This window comes from Micromonospora sp. NPDC047793 (genome assembly GCF_040642635.1).
In the GTDB taxonomy this organism is placed as follows: Bacteria; Actinomycetota; Actinomycetes; order Mycobacteriales; family Micromonosporaceae; genus Micromonospora.
This window is the reverse complement of record NZ_JBEYSG010000002.1, coordinates 442,092-465,501: the sequence shown is the minus strand read 5'-3', so window position 1 is coordinate 465,501 and position 23,410 is coordinate 442,092. Positions and strand designations below refer to the sequence as shown.

Sequence of the window (23,410 nt, the reverse complement as noted above, 5' to 3'; positions counted from 1 at the left end):
CTCAACAGTTGGCCAAGGTGTAGGTCAGCACCACCAGTAGTGCCGCGTGGTGTGGCGCCGGGCCGTCCACGTGGCCCGGAATGCCGTTCGCGCCGACCTCCCCGAGGAGTTCGTCGAGTCTGTCCACCCAGTACATGCGGTGCGTGGGGTTGGCCTCGCAGCAGGCCACGTCCTCCAGGGCATTTCTCCAAGCGTCGACGAAGCCAGGCTCCCGGGCTTCCTGTGGGGTCATCCCCAGCACGATGGAAACGGCACCGAACACGGTGGCGTTCCAGCGTCCGTCGTCGACCTGGTCCGGTTGTTCGCCGACGATGCCGGCGGCCAGTGCAGCGGCCAGTTCGCGGGCCCTACCGTCGGTGTACATCAGGCGAAGCAGGCGGTCGTCCCAGGGTTTGCGGTGCAACGGCTTCGGCTTCGGTTCGAGGTAGTCGAGGGCGAAGGTGACCGTCATCGGGCCCCGCACGGTGGTGCGGGGCTCCATCTCGAACGTCTGGATCGGTTCGGTCGGCTGATAGCGGGACTCGGTCGGGTCGATCGCCCCGTTCGCCGCCTCGACCAGTTCGAGCACCGCCTTGTGGGCGGAGAGCAGCCGGTTGTCCGGGTCCCGCGCCTGGAGCTGAGCGAGCTCGTCCGCGACGTTCGGGTGCCGCAGGTCTGCGACGTTCTCGCGGAGGTACTCCTCGGCGGTGGGCCAGTCGGACTGCCCCAGCCACTCGGAGAGGATCACCGATCTGGTACGCGCGACCTCGCCCGTGGTGACCTGACCGGCGCTGGTGAGAAGCGTCGGAACGAACGCCGAGGTCGACCAGCGTGGCGCACCGTCCGGCCCGGTGATCTGCCAGCGGGAGTCCGCTTCGGTGGTCTCTGGAGTGATCAGCGGAAGGTCGTAGCGGTTCACCAGTGCGGTCAGCGCGGCGGCGGGCGCGGTGGCGACCACGATCGGCTGGAGTTGCCGTTCACCGAGCTTGATCAGCGTCATGCCGAGCACGGTCAGCACGGCGCTTCGTTCGTCGACTCGGGCACCGACCTCGACCACCACCACCGGACGCCGTACCGCGCGGGCCGCCCGCGCCACCGCCTCGGCGACCGGTCGCTGCCGCCACCTGTCGACGTCGCCCACGACCAGCAATCCACCGTCGTACGCGGCACCCCGGGGTGCGTCGATCCGTGGCGGTCCGAACGGCACCGGGTGCCGCTGTGGCGCATCGTGCACGCCCGACGGGTAGCCGATCACCAGCAGCGCCATCATCGACGCGTCGGCCGACGCGTCGAGCAACTCCGGCGGAGGCTTGGGTTCCGACTCCCTCCCCGGCTCCGGCTGCCGGAACCGGACGAACGCACCCGCAGGCTCGACCATGGGAGCACCGACGACGTCGGCGGTGAGCGTGCCCAACCGCACGTCCCCGTCTCCGGGCAGGATGTGGGCGGTCCCGACCGACACCGTCACGTCGGTGCGGCGCGCCTCCTGCACTCGCTCCCCGAAGCGGGACAGGGCCTTGAGCTCTGCTTCGGTGCCCTCCGCATCGCCGGGCAGGAAGAGCACCAACAGCAACGCGCCCTCGTACCTGGCGTTGCTGCGCGCCAACTCGCGGGTGAAGTTCCGGGGGCCGTACCGTCCGTTGCGGGTGACCACCTCGCCCGTCTGTGGATCCAGCGTGGCGTAGACCGACCACACCCCTGGCCGGAAGTCGGGCATCCGCCGCACCGCGTGGTACGTGTCCAGGGTGTCCGCAGGGTGCGGGTAGTAGATCTTCGAGTCGAACTCGTACCGTGACTCGATCCGTCCCCGGCTGCTGTACACGCTCGACCTGACCGGTTCGCGCACCTGGTCGGCGATGAGCCGGGCCACATCGCGCAACCACCGGTCCAGATGATCAAGCGGGCCGAGACGGCCTGACGAGTACCGGCCGGAGAGACCGTCCAACGCCCAGGTGCCGGTCTGCGGATCCCGACGCAGGTTCCCGGCCACCCCGGCCCGGGTCAGTCTCGCGGTGCCGTCGCCCTCGAACCGCGCGGCCAGCGAGGGATGTCCGGGACCGTCGAGCATGTCCCGGACATCGGCCAGGGTGACGGTCGGGTCGACCTTCCGCATCGACGTGAGCAGGTCGTCGAGCTGCGCCGGCGACATCGCGTCGGTCGCGGTCTCCGAGCCGACGAACACCAGGAGGTCGCGGGCGTCCTCACCCTCCTGGGCCTCGGCGTACGACCCGCGTTCCAGGACGAGGAAGAGCCAGTCGTGGTCCGGACGCCCGGCCCAGACCTCGGGTGTGAAGTCGGCCAGCGGCATCCACAACGGGTTGAGCCGGACGTCGAGCCCGTCCGTTTTCTCGCCCCGCACCACACTGCTCTGCGGCGCCTGCTCGATCTCCGGCACCACGCCGGCTCCGACGTTCTCCGGCCGGTCGTACCACCGTGAGGCGGTCGGATCGACGGGTCCGTCGGTGGGAAGCACCACCGGCGCCGGGTCCGCCGCGCGGTGCTGCACGAGGAACCAGCCGTCGCCCGCCTCCTCGACGAACCGGGCCCAGGACAGTCGCTCGGTCGACGTGTCGCCGCGAGCAGGCCGATAGACGAGCAGGTCACCGTTGCGTAGTCGGGTGGCTGCCTGCGCCTGCCCGGAGACACCGACGAAGATGACGCCGTCGCCTCGTTGCAACGCGCGAAGTCTGTCGTCCACCGTGGTCGCCCGTGGCGAATCGGCGGCGAGCAGCGAGCGCAGCCGGTAGGGCACGTCCATCATCACCATCTGATGCTCGTGCAGCTGGGTGGCGTGTTCGGCAGCGACCTGGAGGTCCGGCTGCCCCAGGGCCGACGGATCGATCCCGTCGACCGGTCCGCCGGCCATCAGCCAGCGCAGGGCGAGCAGCGGCGACGCGTCGCCGAGCGGCCACCAGCCCTCCGGAGGCGAGGCGAAACGACCGAGCCGGACCGCGCCGTCGCCGTCCACGAACAGGCTCGGGGGCGGCAGGTCGTCGCCAGGAGGAGGTACGGGCCGCAGCGCCAGCGCGGTGCGTCCCCCGCCCGAGGGCGGCAGGTCCGCCACGAGCCGCAGGCCGACCGTGGCCGCACCCGACACCAGGTCAGCGCCGAGCGGTACCGCGGTGCCGCCGGTGGCGGGGAAGTACCAGAACTCCGAGGGCTGCGCCTCGTGGAGATCGACCGTGCCGTCGGTGCGTCGATCCGCCCGCACCGCCGACACCCGTCCCTGGGGGTCGAGTGCGATGTCGTCGAGGGGCGCGATCACCGGCTTCAGCAACCGGTCGCGGAAGCGAGCGGCCAGCAGGCCGTGTGTGCCGTCGCCTCGGGCGGCGCCCCCCACCAGCAGGACCAGCGGTGCCGAGGTGTCGGCGGCCTGCGACACCCATCGGTCGATCAGGTCGTCTCCGGTGAACCGGGCGGTCACGTCCCGGTGGCGCCGACCGTCGAGCACCACCGGGACACGCGCCACGTCCGTGGTCGGGTCGTGCTCGGCGAGCAGGGCCGGCGACGAGCCGAAGGCCGCCGGCTGACCCCACGAGCCGGTCGGCCGGTACGACTGGAAGACGTCTCCGCCCACCCGGCGTACGAACAGTGTCGGGCCGCCGCCCGGGTACGTGCGGGCGTCCTCGTCGCCCAGCACGACCAGGTCGACTCCCAGTGCGACGGCGAATACCGCGACGACCTCGTCGAGGATGGCGGAGTTCCACATCCGGGGCGCACCGATCGCCGCGACCAGCAGCGCGGCGGCATCCCGGGCCGGGTTCGCCCCGGGCGAGCCCGCGCGCACCAACGCCCCCGCCGCGTCGGAGTCCGGGGTGAGCAGGGTGAGGAACCGGTACAGGCGGGCCGTGTCCTCGTCGGCCATCGCGACCAACCGGGTGCGCAGCGACGGCTCGCCGAGGGACGGCTCGTTCAGGCCCAGTGCCCCGGCGAGCAGCGCGACCGCCTCGTCCGCCAGGCTGCCGATGATCAGCTCGCCGATGGACCGGATCGTGAACCGGTGCGGATCGGCGCGGACGACCTGTCCGGCGTGCTGGAGCAGGGTGGCTTCGTCCCGTACGTGCGCCGGCAGCTCCAGGCCCTGGGCGCGGGCGCTGTCGAGCACCGCCCGGGTCAGACTGCCGGGCTCGGTGCCCAGGTCCCGGGCACCCAGGTGGTATTCCCACTCGTCGACGACGGTGGGTTCGCCGTCGGCCAGCAGCCTGGTCGTGAGCGGCTCCACGCGACTCGCGGGCACGAGAGACGCGGACTGCCGTTCCCGCCAGATGACCGCCATCATGATCACGGCGCGTAGCGACGGATCCGCCACCCGCGCGAAGGAAGCGAGGGGCAGCGGTGGCACCGCGCTGACCCGGCGGTCCAGCCGGCTGCGGTCGTAGGGGGCGAACTCGTATCCGAGGTGGGCCAGCAGATCGGGATGACGAGCCAGCCCGCCCGGCAGCCCGTGGATCGCGGCCAACGCGCCGAAGACCGGTCCTGCGGTGTCCACCTCCGCCACCCGGACGACGTCGCCGGCCGGGTTCTGGAAGGCCACGGAGACCGTCGTGGTCCCGGCGCTGCGCCACCGGCTCAGTTCGGAGTTGAGGGACTGCCGCTCGTCCCCGTCTTCCAGATTCCAGTCGCGGGACGCGGGCTGCGATCCGGTGGCCTCGGGCAGGTCGACCTCGATCCGGACACCGGGGAGCGCGACCTGCGTCCACATGATGTTCCGCTGGTCGACCCGACTGTCGGCGGCGTAGGCGACGAGTTCTTTCAGCCGGGTGTGCATCGCCTCGACGTCGCGGCCGTACCCGACGGTGATGCTCCGGAACTCGACGTCCAGTCTGGGCGCCATCCACAGGGCCTCAAGCACCCGCTCCGCGTCGTCGACCGACAGCGCCGAGAGGTCTTCGAGGGTCCAGCCGACGTCCCGCGCGGCCCAGAAGACCTCGGCGACGTCGCTGTCGAAGTCCTGGATGCCGTGCAACCGGCCGACCCACTCCCGAAGCCGGGTCGCCGTCGCCTCGGGCGTTCCAGGGGCCGACGGTAGCTCGGCGACGCCGCGTGCCGCCACACCGTCCGCGCCGGGTGGACGGTGGCCGGCCGCCAACCAGATGAACTCCAGCGCCACGTCCAGCGTGACCTCGGCCAGTTCCGCGACCGTGAGGGCGTCCTCGATGGGCGTACCAGCGTTCTGGTACTGCGCTCCGAGCTGAAGCGACGCGAGTTCCTCCGCGTCGCTGACGCCCAGCAGACGACGGGTGAGCGAGTCGCGCGGCGGCACCTCGCCCACGTGCTCGCGCAGCAGGTCGGCCAGTTCGTTCAGCACCACGTGCCGAGGACCACCACGGTCGACGTGGACCACGATCTCGCCGCGGATCGGGGCCAGCTCGCGCGAGTCCACCCGGCCCCGGTTCGCGAGCAGGAACACGTGGGGTCCGTACGGGTCGTCCGACAGCTCCATCGGCACCCGGCCGACCCGTACGCTGTGTCCCAGCACCAGCGGGTAGCTGAGACCGAGCGCGTCCGCCAGGGATTCGATCTCGTGCCGGCCCCAGGAACCGTCGGGCGTCCTGGCGTCGTGGTACTCACGGACCCTCTCGACGACCTGCGCGAGGTCGCCGAACCTCGCCGTGCCGATCCGGTCCAGGTCCGACGGGTCCATGCCCAGCACGTCGGCGGTCCACTGCCTGCCCGAGGAACGTAGCTCGCGCCCGGTCACCGGCTGGTGGGAGTCGAAATCGACGTCGGTCAGGAAGGCCAGTTGCTGGCCCGGCTCCTCGGTGATCGTTCCTACCCGCTGGGCCACGTTACCGAGAACGCCCCGGATCCAGGCGGCATCGGACTGCGCCGCCACCCCTCCGGCGCGCAGGAAGGGTTGCAACAGCCGCACCGGCACCTGCAGATCCAGGGCCGACTGGTACACCGCCTCGTACGGCGGCTGGACACCCCATGCCCGGAGCCGCTCCGGCGTCCGCTCGGACAGCTGCCCCTGCGCCTTGGCCTGCTGGTAGACGAGCCCCGGCGACACCTGTGCCTCGGCTGCCACCGAGTGCACCACCTCCGGGTCCAGCCACGGACGCTCGCGTCGATCATCCTCGATCTCGCGCTGGTACACACCGAGTCGCCGAGCCCAGAACGCGGCCAGCAGGTTGTCCACGAACTGCGCGGGCGGAAGATCGTCGGCACCGAGCGGAGCTTTCGCCGTCGCCGACACCTCCGCCGCCGACATGCCACCGGTCAGTCGATCCCAGGTGCCCATCGCCGTGGCGAGTTGCTCAGCCGCCTCGACCACCTGGTCTGCCACCGCGGCCGTGATCAGCGACGCCGACGGTGACGCGGCGGCACCGGCCGCCACCAGCAGTCGGGTGACGTGCACCGCCGCCGTACGGATCACCAGGTCGGCGCTGCGGTGGCTGTGCCAGGTGGGACCGGGTCGGCTCAGCGGTTCGAGTCGGGCGTGCATCTCGGCCAGCATCTGCCCGGCCGCGTCCCGTCGCCCGCCCGCCATCGGCCCGGGTAGCGCAGCCGCCAGGTCGGCGAGACCAGCCGGCGTGGTCGTCTCGTCCATGCCGGGTACCGATCGGTCGGCGTGGTGCTCCGTCCACCACCGGACGGCGGCGGTCAGGGCACCGGCCGCACGGGTGGCTGCCTGGATCACGTCGCCCGGATCGGCGACGGGGTGGTGGAGCGTCAGGGTCACGGAGCGGGCCGTACCGACGATGATCGCCGCCTGCCGGGTCAACGCTCCGACGAACGGATCGTCCGCGACCGCGTCGACCTCCTGCCACACCGCGCTCGGGTCGGCCACGGCGACATCCCGCGACCGGCGCAACTGCTCGACATTGCGGGTCAGTTCCGCGACGTGTACGGCCCGGAGGCGATCGGCGAGGTGCAGTCCCCCGCCCTGCGGACCGGTGCCGACCTCGGCGAACCGCAGGAGTTCCCGGACGTACCGTGGCCGCTGATCATCAGAGGCGGACTCGCTGATGATGGACGCGTCGCTCCGGACCGGCCACTCCTGCGCGTCACCTTCGCCGTCGCCACGCGGTGCCGGCCGGCCGAGCGCGGCCCACCGGGTGACGAGTTCCTCGATCTGTCCCGGGGAGGGCTGCACCTCGGGGGGCATCTCCCGGATCCGGTCGAACAGCGGGCGCAACGACAGCAGCCCGCGCGGGTCCGTCTCCCAGGTGGCCGCCAGCCAGACCAGCACGTACGGGAGCCGCATCAGGCCGAGCCGGTAGGCGATCCAGGGCAGCTCGACCGGTACCCGACCGGTCACCTCGACCAGTCGCACCAACGCCGGTGCCTGCGTGGCCGACAGCCCGAGACGGTCGGCCAACTCCGACAGGCGCGCGCCGTCGACTCCCGGCAGTGCCGTCACCCGACGGAGATAGGCGACCCGCACACCGAGTTGTTCCGCCCACTGCGCCAGGTCGGTCGGGGCGGGCGCGGGAACGTCCCGCTTCCGGGCGAGCGCCCGGGTCAGCTCGGCCGTGGTCGCCGGCTCGGGTGCCACCGGCACAAGGGCATCGGCCACCCGCTCGCTCGGCACATCGCCCAGGACGGCCCAGACCGACTCCGCGATCGCCGGGGAGTCCACCAGCGGACGTAGGTGCTCGACGGGGAACCCGAGGCGCGCGGTCCACCGCACCCATCTGACGACGTCGGCGTCCGCCGGCAGCAGCGCCGACACCGCTTCGGCGACCCGCTGCCCCTGACGGCGCAGCTCCTCCGGGTCGTCCGGACTGGCGACGGGCACCGATGCGGCGGCCGCCCGGAGCTGGTCCCCCAGGGCCAGCGCCAGGTCGACGGGGGGTACGCCGAACTGCTCGGCCGCCGCTTCCAGAGCCACCAGGCCGGCGAGGCCCGACTCCGTGGCCAACGTCGCCAGGCTCCCGGCCGCCCGGCTTCGGCCGGTCAGCGCCGCGCGCACGTGGGCCGTCGGCAGCTCGTACAGCAGTTCCAGCGGTACGCCGAGTTCGCGCAGCTCCCCCAGCGCGGACCGGTCGGCGGGCGACAGCTTCGACCGGCGGACCAGTCGCATCAACCACACCAGGTCGCTGTCGGTGCGGACGCCCTCCCCGGCCAGCTCCGTGCGCAGCAGATCGACCCAGGACCCCTCGTCCGGCTCGATCTCGCGGGAGTCCCCCGCGACGCGCACCAGCGCGTCCCCCACCGTCACGACGAGTTCCGGCGGCACCCCCAGGTCGCGGACCACACCGAACAGCGGTCCGGGTCCGGCGAGCCCGATTCCTCGCGCGTGGGTGCCCACGTCGAGCGGCACCGTGCCGAGCACCTCGACCAGGTTCACCAGTTCGGCGACCTCGCCGCCCGCCATGGCCAGTCGCTGGGCCAGCCGGTCGACCTCGGTCCGGTCGAACGGCAGTTCCCCGTCGTCCAGCAGGCGAGCCGCCTGAGTGCCGGTGATCCCGACACCCCGCAACCATCGCGCGTCCTCGGTGTCCGTCGTGCGGCCGTCGGGGCCGGCGTCCGCTCCGGGGGCGACCAGTACGACCGGGAAGTCCGTCTCGGGCACGACGGGCAGCGACGCGACGGCGTCGTCACCCCCCGACGGGTCGGTCGTCGGCGGCGCCAGGTAGGGCAGGTCCAGTGCCACCAACCGCTCGTGCATGCGCTGGTAGCTGGTGGTGCGATCCGCCTCGGAGACCTGCGGGGCCGGGCCGTGGGCAGCTCCGAACAACACGCGCCGGTGTGCGTCCACGGCTGCCGAGGCCGCACCGGCTCCGGGATGGCCCTCGGCAGCCAGCCGCCGCAGGGCCGCCAGCCGATCCGGCACCGCCCAGGCGACGAATCGCACCTGGGCCTCGGTCGTGGCGAGTGCGCCTGGCAGATCGGACGGCGACGGCGAGGCGGCACCAGCCGCCCCACGGGGTGGCACCACGCCGGCCGCCGCCGGGGATGCGCTCGTCCCGGCCGGTGCCGTGTCGGTCCGGCTCGCGGTCGGCGCCTCGACGGACGCATCACGGATCGCACCGGGTGCGCCACCGCGCAGGCGGGGCAGCCACTGCCGGCTCGCGGTCAGGAAGTAGTCGGCGGTCCGTTCACCGGTCTCCGGGTGCCGGCCGTGCACGCCGGTGTCGTCGATCAGCACCGGCACGAGCAGCCACCGATCGGCGCCCGGCACCGACTGCTCGACCCGGATGTGGCTGGTCAAGCCCTCCGGCGTCGCCTCGACCGGCTGGTGCCGGGCGATCTCGGTCAGCTCGGCCTTACGTTCCCGTAGGCGGTGGATCTCCGTCTGCACGGACAGGATCTCGTCCGACAGATCGGCGATCCGCGCAGCGGCTGCCGTCGGTTCGAGCTCGTCGCGGTTGCGGCCCTCCTCGACGGCTGTCCGGTCGGCAGTCAGATCCGTGAGAGCCTTCGCCCTGTCGATCAGGGCACGCGTCATCTCACTGAGGCGGACGCGGTCGACGCTCGCCGCTTCTGCCGGGGTGACCTCGCGCGCGGCCACGAACAGGGCGGGCGTGAAACCGGTGGTGGACCAGTGCACCCGACCGTCCGGACCGATCACCCGCCACGGTGCGGCGGGACCCGCCTCGTCCGCGCCGATCACGGGCAGGCCGTGCCGGCGTACCAGGGCCGTCAGTTCGGCACTGTGCGTGGCCGCGAGCACCAGCGGTAGCTGACGTCGAGCGCCGAACAGCGTCAGCGTCGCGCCGAGTGCGGTCAACGCCGCGTGTTTCGGCTCGGGCTCCGGGCCGACCACCACCACCGGACGCGCCCAGGAGGCTGCCGCCTCGGCCACCCTCTCCGCGAACGGCCATTCCCGCCACCGGGTCAGGTCCCCCACGACCAGCACGCCGCCGTCGTAAGCCGTGCCGGGAGGCGCCTCGACGCGGGGTGCGCCGAACGGAACCGGATACCGCTGAGGTGCTACCTCCGCATCGGACGCCTCCCGACGCTGGTGCAGGTGCCACGTCATCGCCGCATCGGCCGAGGATCCGAGTCGCCTCTGCTCGCCGAACAAGGTCAGTTTGACGAACTGGCCTTCCTCCTGGATCAGCGGACCGCCGTGAACGTCGACGGTCAGCGTCCCCAGCCGCACGTCGGTGTCCCCGGGCAGGATGCGGGCCGGACCGTCGTTGACGACGACATCCTCGAAATTCCCGTGGCGGTGAACGGCCTGCGCGAACCGCATCAGGGCCTGCCGATCCGTTGCGGATCCCTCGGCGCCGCCGGGCAGGAAGAACACCAGCAGCAGGGAGACCTCCTCGTCGAGGCCCGCACGGTGGAGCTGGTGGACGAAGGTCTGTGGGCCGTATCGACCTTCTCGGGTCACCACCTCGCCGGTCGCCGGCTCCAGGGTGGCGAAGACCGAGGTGTAGGTCGAGTACCTGGGCATTCGCCGGACGGCGGCGAATGTGTCCTCGTTGTCGGCGGGATGGACGAAGTGGACCCCGGCAGGGATGTCGTGTCGGGCGCCAGGCCTTCCCGTGCCGGACCCGATCCGGACGCTCAGCGGGAGCACCGGTGCCCGCACCTGGTCGGCCACGAGCCGCGCCGCGACGATCAACCAGTCATGCATCGATCGGGGGCTGTGCTGGTGACGTTCCTCCGTGTCGTTGAACCTGCCCGAATTGTCGTTCATATACCAGATGTCGGTGCCGGGGTTCCAGCGCAGTTCGCCCGCGACACCGGCAGGTGCCACGAGGGCCGCGTCACGTGTCGCCGGGTCGGTGGAGAACCTCACTGCCAGGGAGGGATGGCCCGGGCCGTCGACGAGGTCTCTGACGTGACCCGGCGTGGCCTCCGGGTCGGTCCGCCGCAGCGTCGCCAACAGCTCGTCGAACTGCCAGCTCGACATCGCGGCGGACGCGGCCTCCGAGCCGACGAAGACCAACAGGTCGTCGGGATGCGTCCCGGCCTCGGGATCCTCCTGCTCCGACCCGGTGTGCGCCCGACGCTCCAGCACCACGAACATCCAGGTGTGGCCGGGCCGCCTACCCCACACCTGCGGCGTGAACTCGGCCAGCGGCATCCAGAGCGGATTGAGTCGCACCTCCAGTCCGTCCACGTCGGTCATCTCGTCCACGACGGTCATCTCGTCGACGGCAGGGATCTGCTCGATCGACTGGACGAGGTGCGGCAGCACTCCGGCCGGCCGGTCGTACCGCCGGGACTCGCGGGGATCCACGCTCTCCGGGGACGGCAGCACCGGCTGCTGAACGCCCCGAAGTCCTTCGCGCACCACGTACCAGCCCGGTCCGGTCTCCTCGACGAACTGCCTCTGGGACAGCCGGGTGACACCGACGCCGCCGTGGACCGGCCGGTAGGCGAGCAGTTCCCCGTTGGGCTGTACGACGGCCGCGCGGGCCGTCCCGGTCGGGCTGAGGAAGAGGATGGAGTCACTGGGCCATAGGTCGGTCGGCCAGTCCTGCACCCGAGCCGCCCCCTCGGGCGCTTCGGCGAACGCGGCCAGCACCAGTTCCGTAAGGTCCACCGGCACCATCCGCCCCCCGCGCAACTTGACGGCCTGCGCGGCGGCGAACTCCAACTCCTCCTGTCCCAGTGCGCCCAGGTCGAGCCCCTCATCCGGGCCGCCGTCGAGCAGCCATCGCAGGGCGAGGTACGGCGTGGCGTCGCCGAGCGACAGCCAGCCCGGCGGTGGTGCGGCGGCACTACCGATTCGCGCCGTACCGTCGTCGTCCACGAAGAGGCGCGGCACCGGCGCTTCCTCGACCGCCGGCCGGGCCGGTCGGGCCGCCAGGACGGTCGCCCCGGTGTCGGGGATCGGGAGGTTCACCACGATCGGCAGCCCGAGGGGTTCCGCACCCGCCGCGAGGTCGTTCCCGACCGACTCCGACCCGCCTCCGGCCGGTGGGAAGTAGCGGAACTCGCCAGGCTCCGTCCGGGTATGGTCGACGGTTCCGTCCGGGGCACGGACCACGGAGGCGGCCGAGACCTTCCCGTCGGCGCCCAGCACGATGTCGACGGTGCTGGCGATGACCGGGGTGGCGAAACGGTCCCGGAAACGGCGGGCGAGCGCACCGTACGGACCGGACTCGTCGGCGGCCCCGCCCATCACCAGGACCAACGTCTGCGGTCCCCGGCCGGGGTGGACCGCCCACTGGTCGATCAGCTCCTGGCCGGTGAGGTCGGCGGTCAGGTCCCGCAGGCGCCGACCGTCCATACCGGTCACCACGAGAGGCAGCCGTGTCACGTCGGTGGCCGGGTCGTACTCGCCGAAGATCACCTGTGCGGGTTCGATCGCGGTGAGTTGGGCCGGCACCGGTGCGGGGCGGTAGGACTGGAATCGGCCCCGCTCGCCCCTGAGCAGGTGGAGGGTCGAGCCTCCCCCGCCCGAGAACCGGCGGGCAGCCTCGGTCTCCACCACGACCAGGTCCACTTCCAGCACGACGGCGAGCACACCGAGGATCTCGTCGACCAGCGCGGAGTCCCACAGCGTCGGATCCCCGATCGCGTCCGGCAACAGGTGTGCGACATGGCTGGCAGCGGTGGCACCGCCAGCGCCGACGCGACTCAGTGTCCATGCCGCGCCCCGGCTCGGCGAAGCGACGGCGGTGCCGAGAAGTCTGCGCAGGCGCGGATTGCCCTCGCTGATCATTGTCATGATCGTCCACCGCAGGGTCGCCAGGTCATCTAGTGACTCGACCCTGATCGGCAGCGCCTGCGCCAGGCCGAGGAGTGCCTGATCGTCGAGATCTCCGGCGACCAGGTCACCGATGGTCCGCAACGGGAACCTGGTCGGGTCGTCCTGGACCGCCTGCCGCGCGTGCCGGATCAGGCCGTCCTCGTCGCGCACCTGCGACGGCAGCCGCAGCCCCTGGGCGCGGGCGCCGTCGAGGACGGCCCGGACCAGGCTGCCGGGTGCGTCACCCACGTCGTGCGGCACCAGGTGGTGCTCGTCGGCCCCGACGCGGGCGGGATCCCCGTCGTCCAGGAACCAGGTGGTGGTCGTACTCGGGCGGTCGGCCACGACCAGGGGTGCGGGCTTCCGCTGGCGTACGATCGCCGCCGCCATGACGGCCGCCCGGGCCGGCGGATGTTCGATGGGCAGGAACGGGTCGACGCGCAGCCGCTCGGGTCGGCTGACCCGACGATCCAGTCGCGTCGAGTCATACGGGTCGACCTCGTACCCCAGGTATCCCAGCAGTTCGGGGTGCATCGTGAGGCCGCCCGGGAGGGCGATCACCGCGATCAACGCGCTGACGGTCAGCGGCGTCAGGTCCAGTTCCGCGATCCGTGTGGCCGGATCGGGGGAGGCAGCGAGGGAGACGGTCGCGGCAGCGACACGTGTTCCGTCCTGTCGGAGCTCACGCAGGCCCCGCTCCATCTCCTCCCAGGTGGCCGGGTCGTTCGTGAGGATCCATTCCCGCCGGGTCTCGACCGCTGCGAACGTCGCGAAGTCAGCGTCGACCGAGTGCGGCACGTGAACGTTGACGCGAAACCGTGAATCGGGCTCGGCCCACCGGGGCATCGGGAGTTCGAGGCGGGCACCGGCGACATCGGCGACGAATGTGGTCAGCACAGGGAGGAGCTTCTCGACGTTGCGGCCGTACCAGAAGACGGTGTTGTGGTAGACGCGGTTGAGCCCCGCCTCCGAGGCGGACGCCGCGAGGGCCGCAAGGACCTTCTTCCGCTCGTCTCCGGGCAGCGCCGACAGCTCGTCGAACGTCCAGCCGACCCGCCGCGCCTGCGCGGTCAACGGAGGGTGGAGGCGTGTGGACGTCCAGGCGATCCCGCCGAGCCAGTCGACCCACTCGTTGACCATGCGTGGCAGCGCCGCGGGGTCCACGGTGTGGACGGGCGCCTCGGCCTCCGGGCCGCCCTGGGGTACGGGACGGGAGCCGACCGCCAGTCCGATGGCGTCGGCGGTCAGCCAGAGGTCGACCTCACCTGCCTGGTAGGCCGTCTCGACCAGTTCCGTCGCGGAGACGCCGGCCTGTTGTGCGAGGAGTCCCAGGTGTCGCGGTACGCGGTCGTTCGAGGCCACACCGATCCGGAGCAGTTTGCCGGTGAGGCTCTCCCTCGGCGCCGGGGCCTTCCCCTTCGCCCGGATTCGCGCGAGCGCCCGTTCCACCACGACCTGCCGGGGCAGTGCCCGATCCATCACCTCGGTGAGTACCGTCCCGAACTGTTTCGTCACCTCCCGAGAGTCCATCCGGAGCGCGGTGGCGAGCAGGAACAGGTACGCGCCGTACATTTTGTCCGCCAGTTCCATCGGCACTCGGCCCATCCGGACGCTGTGGCCGGTGACCAGGTAGCTGCTGAGGCCCAGCGCGTCGGCCAGCGATTCGAGGTCGTGCCGTGCCCAGTTTCCGTCGGGTTCGCGGACGGCGTACTCGCGACGCACCAGATCGACGAGTTCGAGAAGCGACCGGAGGGAGACCCCGTCGGCGCCGTCCAGATCCTCCGGGTCCAGGCCGAGGATGTCGGCCACCCACCGGTGCGGCCAATCCTCGAGTTCGCCGGGGCGCGTGGCCTGGGTGGTCCGCAGGCCGACGTCGGCCAGGAAAGCGAGCCGGCGCCGGGGCCACTTCGCGATCCGGTCCGGCAGTTGTACCCGTAGCAGGGAATCCCTCACCTGCTCCAGGTCGGGTGCGGTGCCCGCCCTCGCACTCAGCAGGGCCCGCAGCGGCGACAGCAACCGCACCGGCACCGACAGATCGTTCGCCAGGCGGTAGAGGTCCTCGTGCGGCGGTCCCAGGCTCCAGGTCGCCCGCAGACCAGATGCGCGCTCGGAGTGGTACCCGTTGCGTCGGGCGTACTCGTAGACCACGCCGGGCGGGACCTTGAGTCTGCCGGCCGTCGCCACGATCGCCAGGTGATCCAACCAGGGGCGGAGGTAGCGGTCCTCCTCGATCTCGGACTCGGGTACGTCGATGAGCTTCGCCCACGACGGGGCCAGGATGACGTCCGCGCTCTGGTCGTCGGTCTCCGTTCTGTTCCGGGCCTCTGCCTGACCGTCGGTCACGGCCGCGGCGAGTTCGGCTGCGGACAGGCCACCGGCCAGCCGGTCCCAGGCCGCCACGGTCGCGGTGAGCCGCTGAGCGGCCTCGATCGCCTGGGCGGCGACCGCGTTCGCGATCAACGCCGTCCCGGGCCGAGCGGGTGTGCCCGCCCCCACCACCAGACGGGCGATGTGCGTGGCGGCCGCCTCGATCACCATGGCAGCCGTCCGATAGACGCTGCCCGCCTCGGTCGTCCGGGTCAACGTGTGGAGCAGCGTGCGTACCCCGGTCAACATCGCGGCCAGGTCGTCACGACCGGCCTGCGCCGAGGCCCGCCTCTCGCCCGCTGGCAGCGACCGCAGCAGGTCGGGAACGCGCACCGGCCGGGCCGGATCGTCTCCGGCCGACGGTATCGGCCGGTCGGCGTGCCGATCGGTCCAGGCACGTACGGCGTCGACCACGGCGTCGGCAGCCTGGACGGCTCCCCGAACCACCTCCGTCACGTCGGGTGAGGTGATGTCGCGGGTCAGCGCGGGTACCGCTGCGGTCGCCGCCGAGGCGACGATCGCCGCCTGCCGGGTCAGCGTTCCCAGGTCGGGGTCGGCGGCGACCTTCTCGGTGTCCTGCCACAGTTCCTCGGCCTCGACGGAACTGATCTCCGCCCACCGACGCAGCCTGTCGCGCCGATCGCGGACCGCCGTCGGCACGAACGTCCGGAGGCCGTCCAGGACCTCCAGTCCGGCTCCCTCCGGGCCTGATCCGAGACCGGCTGCCCAGAACAGTGCCGAGGCGTTCCGGCGGCTCCGGCCGGCACCGTCCGCCCTGGTCCAGGTCGAGCGACCGCTGTAGACGAGCGCGGCCAGGCTCGTGTGCTGTGCCTGTTGCTCGTCATCGTCCGGGATGGACAAGAGGCTGTGTGAGCGGTGCGACTCCGACGCCGAGCTTCGGTCCGAGTCGTCGTCGCGACCACTGTCCCTCTGGGGGGCAGGCTGAGGGGCGCGGACGCTCGCCGCCGTTTCCTCGGCAGTGGGCCACATCCGGAACTGGTCGTCGTCGAAGGTGTCGTGCCGGTCGAGCAGCAGTCCGTCCGTGAGGTCGGCGGCGGGCTCTGCGTGATACCCCGCGCCCGCGCGGCCCGGGTCCGCCCAGCGACCGACCAGCTCCTCGATCTCCTGCATCGACGGTCGACTCCGAGTGGGCAGCTCCGCGATCCGTGCGAACAGCGGACGCAGCGGCATCAGCCTGCGCGGATGGATCTCCCAGTAGCTGGCGAGCCAGACCAGCAGATAGGGACCCGCTGGCGTGCCCAGCCGGTAGGCGAACATGAGCAGGTCGTCGGCCGACACCCGACCGGTGACCTCGACCAGCCGGACCAGTGCGGCGGCTTGCTCTGGGGGCAACGCGAGGCGGTCGGCCATCGCCGGCAGCGCTCGCCCGTCGACGCCGGGCATGACCAGCACCCGCCGCAGGTAGTAGTCGGGCACACCGAGTCTTTGCGACCACGCGGCCAACTCCTCCGGGGTGGGCACGGCGATGTGCCGAGCAGCGATCGGCGCCGGGGCCGCCGCCTCCGGCACCAACGGCACGAGCACCTCGGCGACCCGGCCCCCGTGCACGTCACCCAGGGCCTCCCAGATGAGACCTTCGAGCATCGGAATCTCGGCCAGCGGGCGGAGCCGGTCCACCGGGAATCCGAGCCGCGCACTCCAGCGCACCCAGCGGTCGAGTCCGGGTCCGGTCGACGCGACCTGGGCCAGGAGGCGATCGGCGACCCGCTGCCCCTGCTCCCGGAGGCCGTCCGGCCCCGCGTCGGACAGCGGTGGAGCATCGGACACGGCCGCCCGCAGCCGGTCGCCGAGGGCCAGGGCCAGGTCGACCGGGGGTACGCCGAGTCGCTCGGCCGCCGTCTCCAACGCGGCCGGGCCGGCGAAGCCGGCATCGGCGGCCAGCGCAGCCAGACCGGTGTCGGCCCGACGCCGGCCGTCCAGCGCCGCCCGGACGTACTCGTCGGGCAGTTCGTGCAGCAGTTCCAGCGGTACCCCGAGGTCGCGCAGCTCGCCCAACCACCTGCGGTCGGCGGGGGCCAGGTCCATCCGGCGGGTCAGCCGCATCAGCCACACCAGGTCGCTGTCGGTGCGGACACCGGCGTCGGCCAGTGCCGTCCGGAGCCGGTCGACCCAGCTGCCCTTGTCCGGTTCGAACTTTGCCGAGCCGTCCGCGACCCGGGCCAGCACATCGCCGAGCGCTGCCACGTCTGCGGGGGACACCGCGAGTTCACGGACCACACCGAACAGCGGACCGGGCCCGGCGAGCCCCGCAGCCTCGGACCGTTCCCGCAGGTCCAGCGGCACCGCGCCGAGGACCTCGGTCAGCGCGACCAGTTCCCGGGCGTCTCCCTCCCCGCCCAGCATCCGCACCACCTGGTCGACCTGTCCCGGGTCGAAGCGCAGACGTCCACCGGTCACCAGTCGCGCGACCTGGTGGGGTGGGATGGTGTTCGAGGTCAGCCACGCCCGCGTCGCCGGGTCGGCCACCAGGTCGGCGATCGCGGGTGGCTTTGGGGACCCGGGTGCCGTCTTGGAACCGGGTGCCTCCTTTGCCGCCTTGGACCCGGGTGGCACCAGCTGCACCGGGAAGGCCAGCACCGGCACCGCGTGCACCGGCACGACGCTGTCGTCGACGGAGACCGCCGGTGGGCCGGGCGGTGCCAGATGCGGCAGGTCCAGCGCCGAGGCCAACGCCGTCAGCCGGTCGTGCACGACGCGATAGGCGGTCGCCACCGCAGCGACGTTCCGCCGCGCGTTGCCGGGCTGTTGCCGGTTCGGTGCGGTGGTCTGCGCCAGAACCTCCCGGTACTTCTCCAGGTCGGCCAACGCCTCGACGGCACCCGGACGGCCCTCGTCGGCCAACCGCCGCAGCTCGACGAGCCGGTCCGGCACCGCCCAACTGGCCAGCCGCGCCTGCGCCCGGGTCACGACCAGCTCGTCCTCGACCCCGTTCCTGCTGGCGGGAACCGGTGGCGGGATGGGCGGCGTCCGCCGGACGTCCTGCACCACCGTCGAATCGGGCGAGCCACCCAGAAGGCGGGGCATCCACTGGCCGTTCGACAACCAGAAGGAAGCGGTCACCTCGCCCGTCTCCGGGTGGATGCTCCGCACCCCCGAGTAGTCGTCGATCAGCACCCGATATTCGTCGAACCCCCGATCACCACCCGGCTGCCGACGAACCCTGATGTAGCTCATCAGACCTCGTTCGGTCTCCTCAACCGGGTAGTGGGCGGTGATCGCGCTCAACTCGGTGATACGCGCCGTCAACCGGCCGATCTCCGACTCAGCCTGGAGCCGATCCGCCGACCCGCCCGCGCGACCGCTCCGGTCGTCCGCCTGCAACCACCCCAGATGCCCCTCCCATCTGGCCAGATGCTCCCGCATCTCCGCCAGGCGCACCTGACCGACATCGGCAGGCCGCGACGCGACCGCCGGCCCGGACGTGGATTCACCGGCCGCCACGAAGAGTGCCGGCGTGAACACTGACGTGGACCACCGGACCACGCCGTCCGAGTCGACCGCGTGCCACCGCGTGCCATCGCCGGAGGTCTCTGCGAACACCACCGGTACGTGGTGAAGCGTCGCCTCCACCCTCAGCTCGGCGACAATCGCGGTCGTGACCACCAGGGGCCGAAGGCGCCACTGCACGAACCGCTGCATCGTCTCGGCGAAAGTGGCCATCTCGGCAGCCCGTGCAGCGGGGACAGCGCCGACCTCGGCGACGACGATCGGTCGGGCCGACACTCGCGCAGCCTCCACCACCGCGCCGGCCTCCGGCCGCTCCCGCCACCTGGCCAGGTCGCCCACCACCAGCACACCCCGGTCGTAGTCGGCGCCCGGCGGCAGCTCGATGCCAGGTGCGCTGAACGGAACCGGGTACTGCTGACCCGTTTCCCCACCATCGTGGGCATCCGGGTAGGAACCGAGCGCTTCCATGGACATGGACGCCGACGGTCCCAACTCACTGGTGTGCATACCCGAGCTGAGCAATACGAAAAAGCCATCCGGCGCCACCACCGGTGCACCGCGATCATCCGTCGCCAGGATCCCCAACTGCACATCGTCGAAGTCAGGCAGAATTCGGGCAACCCCGTAGTTGGTCACGATGTCGCTGGAGCGGACATCGTGGAGCTGCCCTGCGAACCGCACCACCGCCTCGCGCTCCGACGCCGACCCGTCCGCATCGGCGGGTAGGAACAGCACCAGCAACAGCTTCGTGTGGGTCTCCACCTCGACGTGGTCGATCTGGCTGTTGAAATTCCTCGGACCGAACCGTCCCGCCCTCGTCACCACTTCGAGCGTTCGCGGATCCAGGGTGGCGTACACGGACTTGAAGCCGGCGTACGCAGGCATCCGCCGCACCGCTGCGACGGTGTCCTGGGTGTCGTCGGGATGCGCGAAATACAGTCCGGAGTGGATCTGCTGACGGCTCATGCTCGCCGTCATCCCGCCGTCCAGCCGCACCGTCCGCGGTAGGACCGGCTCGCCCACCTGATCTGCGACGAGTTGCGCGACGACCCGCATCCATCGTTGTGTCGCGTCGGTCGAGCGCTGTTCTCCTCGCATGTACCTACCGGAGGAGTCGTTCATCTCCCAGGTCCCGTTTGCCGGGACTCTGCGGAGTTCGCCCGCGACACCTGCCGACGTCACCACTGCGGTGCCCTGCCCCGGCGACGCCGCAGTGAACCGCACCCCCAGCGAAGGATGCCCGGGACCGTCGACCATGTCTCTGACCAGTCCCGGCGTGATGTCCGGATCCACCTGCCGGATCGACGCCAGCAGGTCGTTGAACTGACTATCGGAGAGCGCCTCGGAGGCCGCTTCCGAGCCGACGAAGACCAACAGGTCGTCGGGGCGTCCGGCAGAGGACTCGGGCTCCGAGCCGCCGGTGTACGCCCGACGCTCCAGCACCAGGTACAGCCACTTGTGCCCCGGCCGTCCCGCCCACACCTCCGGGGTGAACTCGGCCAGGGGCATCCACAGCGGATTCAGCCGCACCTCGGCGCCACGGGTGTCGGCCCCGCGCACCTCCTCATTCCAGGGCTCCTGCTCGACCTCCAGCACCCGGGTGGGTAGCACATCCGGCGGCCGCGCAGACCACCCCGAGTCGGTCGGAACCGCCGGGCGGTCGGCGGGATACACCGGAGCCCAGTCACTGCGGAGCCGACTGCGGACCAGGTACCACCCGGGGCCGGACTCGTCGACGAACCGGGCATGGGACATCCGCTCGACCGAGACGTCGTCATGCGTGGGCCGGTAGACCAGCAACTCGCCGTTGGGTCGCACGGTGGCGGCATGTGCCCAACCCGCACGGCTGACGAAGACGACCTCGTCCCCAGAGAACACTGCGGGGAGCCGCCGGTGCATCCGCACTCCGCCCCTGGGCCGCTCCGTGAGCGCCGAAGCCATCTGGTGCGGCAGATCACGTACCGACCGTTGACCCAGTCGGAGTCCGACGGCGTCCGACGCGACGGTCTGGAGATCCCGTTGCTCGACGGCTGCGTCGGGCACGCGCGCCGACCCGTCGTTCCGCAGCCAGCGGAGGGCAAGGTACGGGCTGGCGTCACCAAGCGGCAGCCACCCGTCCGGCGGTGTGGCGTGCCGACCGATGTGGAAGACGCCTTCACCGTCCGTGAACAGGCGGGGCCCCGGTGCCTCGACCTCGGCTGCCGGGGCGGGCCGGACGGCCAGGACGGTCGGTGTGTCCTCGGCCGGCGGAAGGTCCACCACGAGCCGTAGGCCGACCGACGCCGCCCCTGAGACCAGGTCGTCGCCGAGCGGAACGGGAGCGCCGCCGTCGGGAGGGAAGTACCGGAACTCGCTTCGCTCCGGACTGTCCAGGTCGACTGTGCCGTCGGGCAGGTGGCGGAGCGCGACCGCGGACACCCGCCCGTCGGTGTCGAGCACGATGTCGTCCGCACTGGCGATGACGCCCTGGCCGAGTCGGTCACGGAATCGGGCGGCGAGCGTATCGCCTGCACCGACCTGCTGAGCTGCTCCGCCCATGACCAACACCACGGGGCCCACGGGGCCGGTTTGTCGCCTCGCCCAGAGACCGATCAGCTCCTCGCTGCGGAGGCGCGCGGTCAGGCCACCTTGTTGCTGGCCACCGGCACCGGCCAGGACGACGGGAAGGCGTACCACGTCCGAGGCGGGGCCGTAGTGGCCGAATATTCCCTGCGCGGCCCCCAGGTCGACCGCTCCGCCGGCAACGCTGGCCGGAAGATAGGGCTGGAAACGATCCCGCTCGACCCGGTGCAGATAGAGGGTCGAGCCTCCACCCGGATAGGTACGAGCAGTGTCGTCCTCCACGACCACCAGGTCGACGCCGAGTGCGACAGCGAGAACCGCAGTGACCTCTTCGCGCAGCGTGGAGTCCCAGAGTCGCGGATCACGGATCGCATCCTGCAGGAGACGGGCCACGTCACGGGTCCGGGTGTTCTCTCTCGTCGTCGCACGGCGAACAATCCATTCCGGACCGGTACCCGACGGCGGCGGAGAGATGGCGAGGAGCCGGTTGAGCCGCGGATCGTCCTGGTCGAGAGCAAGCGCGATCCTGGAGCGCAGCAGATCCCGTCGTGGGCTGGCCCGCTCGGTGGGCCAGAGCACCTCGGCGAGCCGGGGTAACGTCCGTTCGTCGAGGTCGGCACTGAGCACCGCGCCGATGCTGCGGAGCACGAATCGATTCGGATCGCCGTGCGCGGTCTGCGCCGCGCGCTCGAGCAGTGTGGCCTCGTCCCGCACGTCGGCGGGAAGGTCCACTCCCTGTGCGCGGGCGCCGGCAAGGATCGACCGGAGCAGGCTGCCCGCCTCGCCTCCCACATCCTGCGGGCCGAGCCGGTAGGCCGCTGCCGGGCCGGGGCCGGGCTCGGAATCGCCGAGCAGCCAGGTCGTCGATGGTTCCAGTCGGGCCACCGGATCAGACTGTGGTGACTGTCGTCGGTGCCAGACGGCCGCCGTCATCACCATGGTCCGAGCCGCTCCGGCCGGCAACGGCTCGAACGCCTCTGGGCGCAACGGTCGGACCCAGCTGACTCGGCGGTCCACACGCTTCACGTCGTACGGAGAGACCTCGTAGCCCAGGTACGCCAGGAGATCGGGATACCCCGCCAGCCCGCCGGGCAGACTGTTCACGGCGATCAGGGCGCCGACCAACAGCGGGTGCGGGTCCAGTTCGCTGATCCAGACCTCTCCCCGGGAGTCGCCCCCGGTGCCGGTGGACAGGAAAGCGGGCACGGATCGGTGACCCGCCTGCCGCAGTCGACGTAGTTCGTCCGCCACCTGCTCCAGGTCCTCGGCACGCGAGTACTCCCACAGACGCAGCGCCCGATAGCCGGTCGACGACCCGGTGGGGGCCGCTGGTGACTGCTCCGACGCGGTCGCCGGCAGCATGAACTCCAGGAGCATGGGAGGGGTTTCGCCCACCTCCGGCCAGAGCGGCAGTAGTTCGTCGATGCGTGCGTCGACCGCTCCGTTCACCACCGAAACGAGTCGGTCGAACATCTGCGCGAAGTCGGCCTCGTCGTAGGAGACGTCGTGGAGTTCGCGGACCACTTCCTCGATGGAGAAGCTCGACAGGGCCCTGAGAACCCGGTCGGCCGAGTCGGCCGGCAGCGTCGTCAGTGTCGCCGAGGTCCACCGCCCTTGGTTGGCGGTCCGCAACACCGTCGGCATGTCGTGCCGCTCGACCTGGAACTCGTCGTGGAGTCGGCCGATCCAGTCGCGCAGCTGACCGGCCACGACCTGAGGCGACAGATCAGCACGGGAGGTGGCTGTACCGCCGGTGCCCGGCGAACGGCTCGGCCCGGTCTTCCCGGGGTCGCCGCCGAACGCGAATCTGACGAACTCCGACACCGTCCGAAGGTCGACGTTGCCGGCCAGTTCAGCCGTCTCGACCAGTTCGTCGACGGACATACCGGCGTCTCGTGTCACCTCGCCGAGGGAGGGCGGGAGGCGCTTGGCCTCGACACCGAGACGCAACAGCCGACTGGCGAGGGACGGCCGGGGAGCGGGTGCCCGGCCGGCGCGGCGAAGCTCGGCCACCAGAGCATCCACCATGAGGTGCCGCGGCCCATCGGAATCCACGGACGCCACCAGATTGTGGATCGATGCCAGGTCGCGCGGGTCGGACTGGAGCCGGCTGGCCACCAACAGGGCGATCCTGCCGCCGGCCTGGCCTACCAACTCTCGAGGCACCCGGCCGATCCGTACGCTGAGGCCCGTCACCAACAGGCTACTGAGACCCAGGTCGTCAGCGAGCAGTTCGATGTCGTGCACGCTCCAGCCGCCGCTGGGCTCGCGCTCCTCGTAGTGCTCACGCAGCAGTTCCACCACCGAGTACAGCCGGTCGAACCAGTAGCGGTCGAGGATCTCCAGGTCGGCCGGGTCGATCGCCAGGACCTCGGTGAGCCACTGCTCGCCCAGGACGCGGAGTTGATCCGGGGCGATGGTCTGGGGCAGGCCGGC

1 protein-coding gene (running past one end of the window) is annotated in these 23,410 nt (G+C 71.5%); it reads right to left on the bottom strand.

Translation table 11 applies throughout. From position 1 onward, the window contains the following. Position 1: 1 nt before the first annotated feature. On the bottom strand, positions 2-23,410 hold the 3' portion of the coding sequence (locus ABZ738_RS06425; protein WP_357211518.1) for a hypothetical protein. The gene runs 15,483 nt beyond the window's last position; only the last 23,409 of its 38,892 coding nucleotides appear in the window; its start codon lies beyond the right edge, outside the window; the stop codon is at positions 2-4.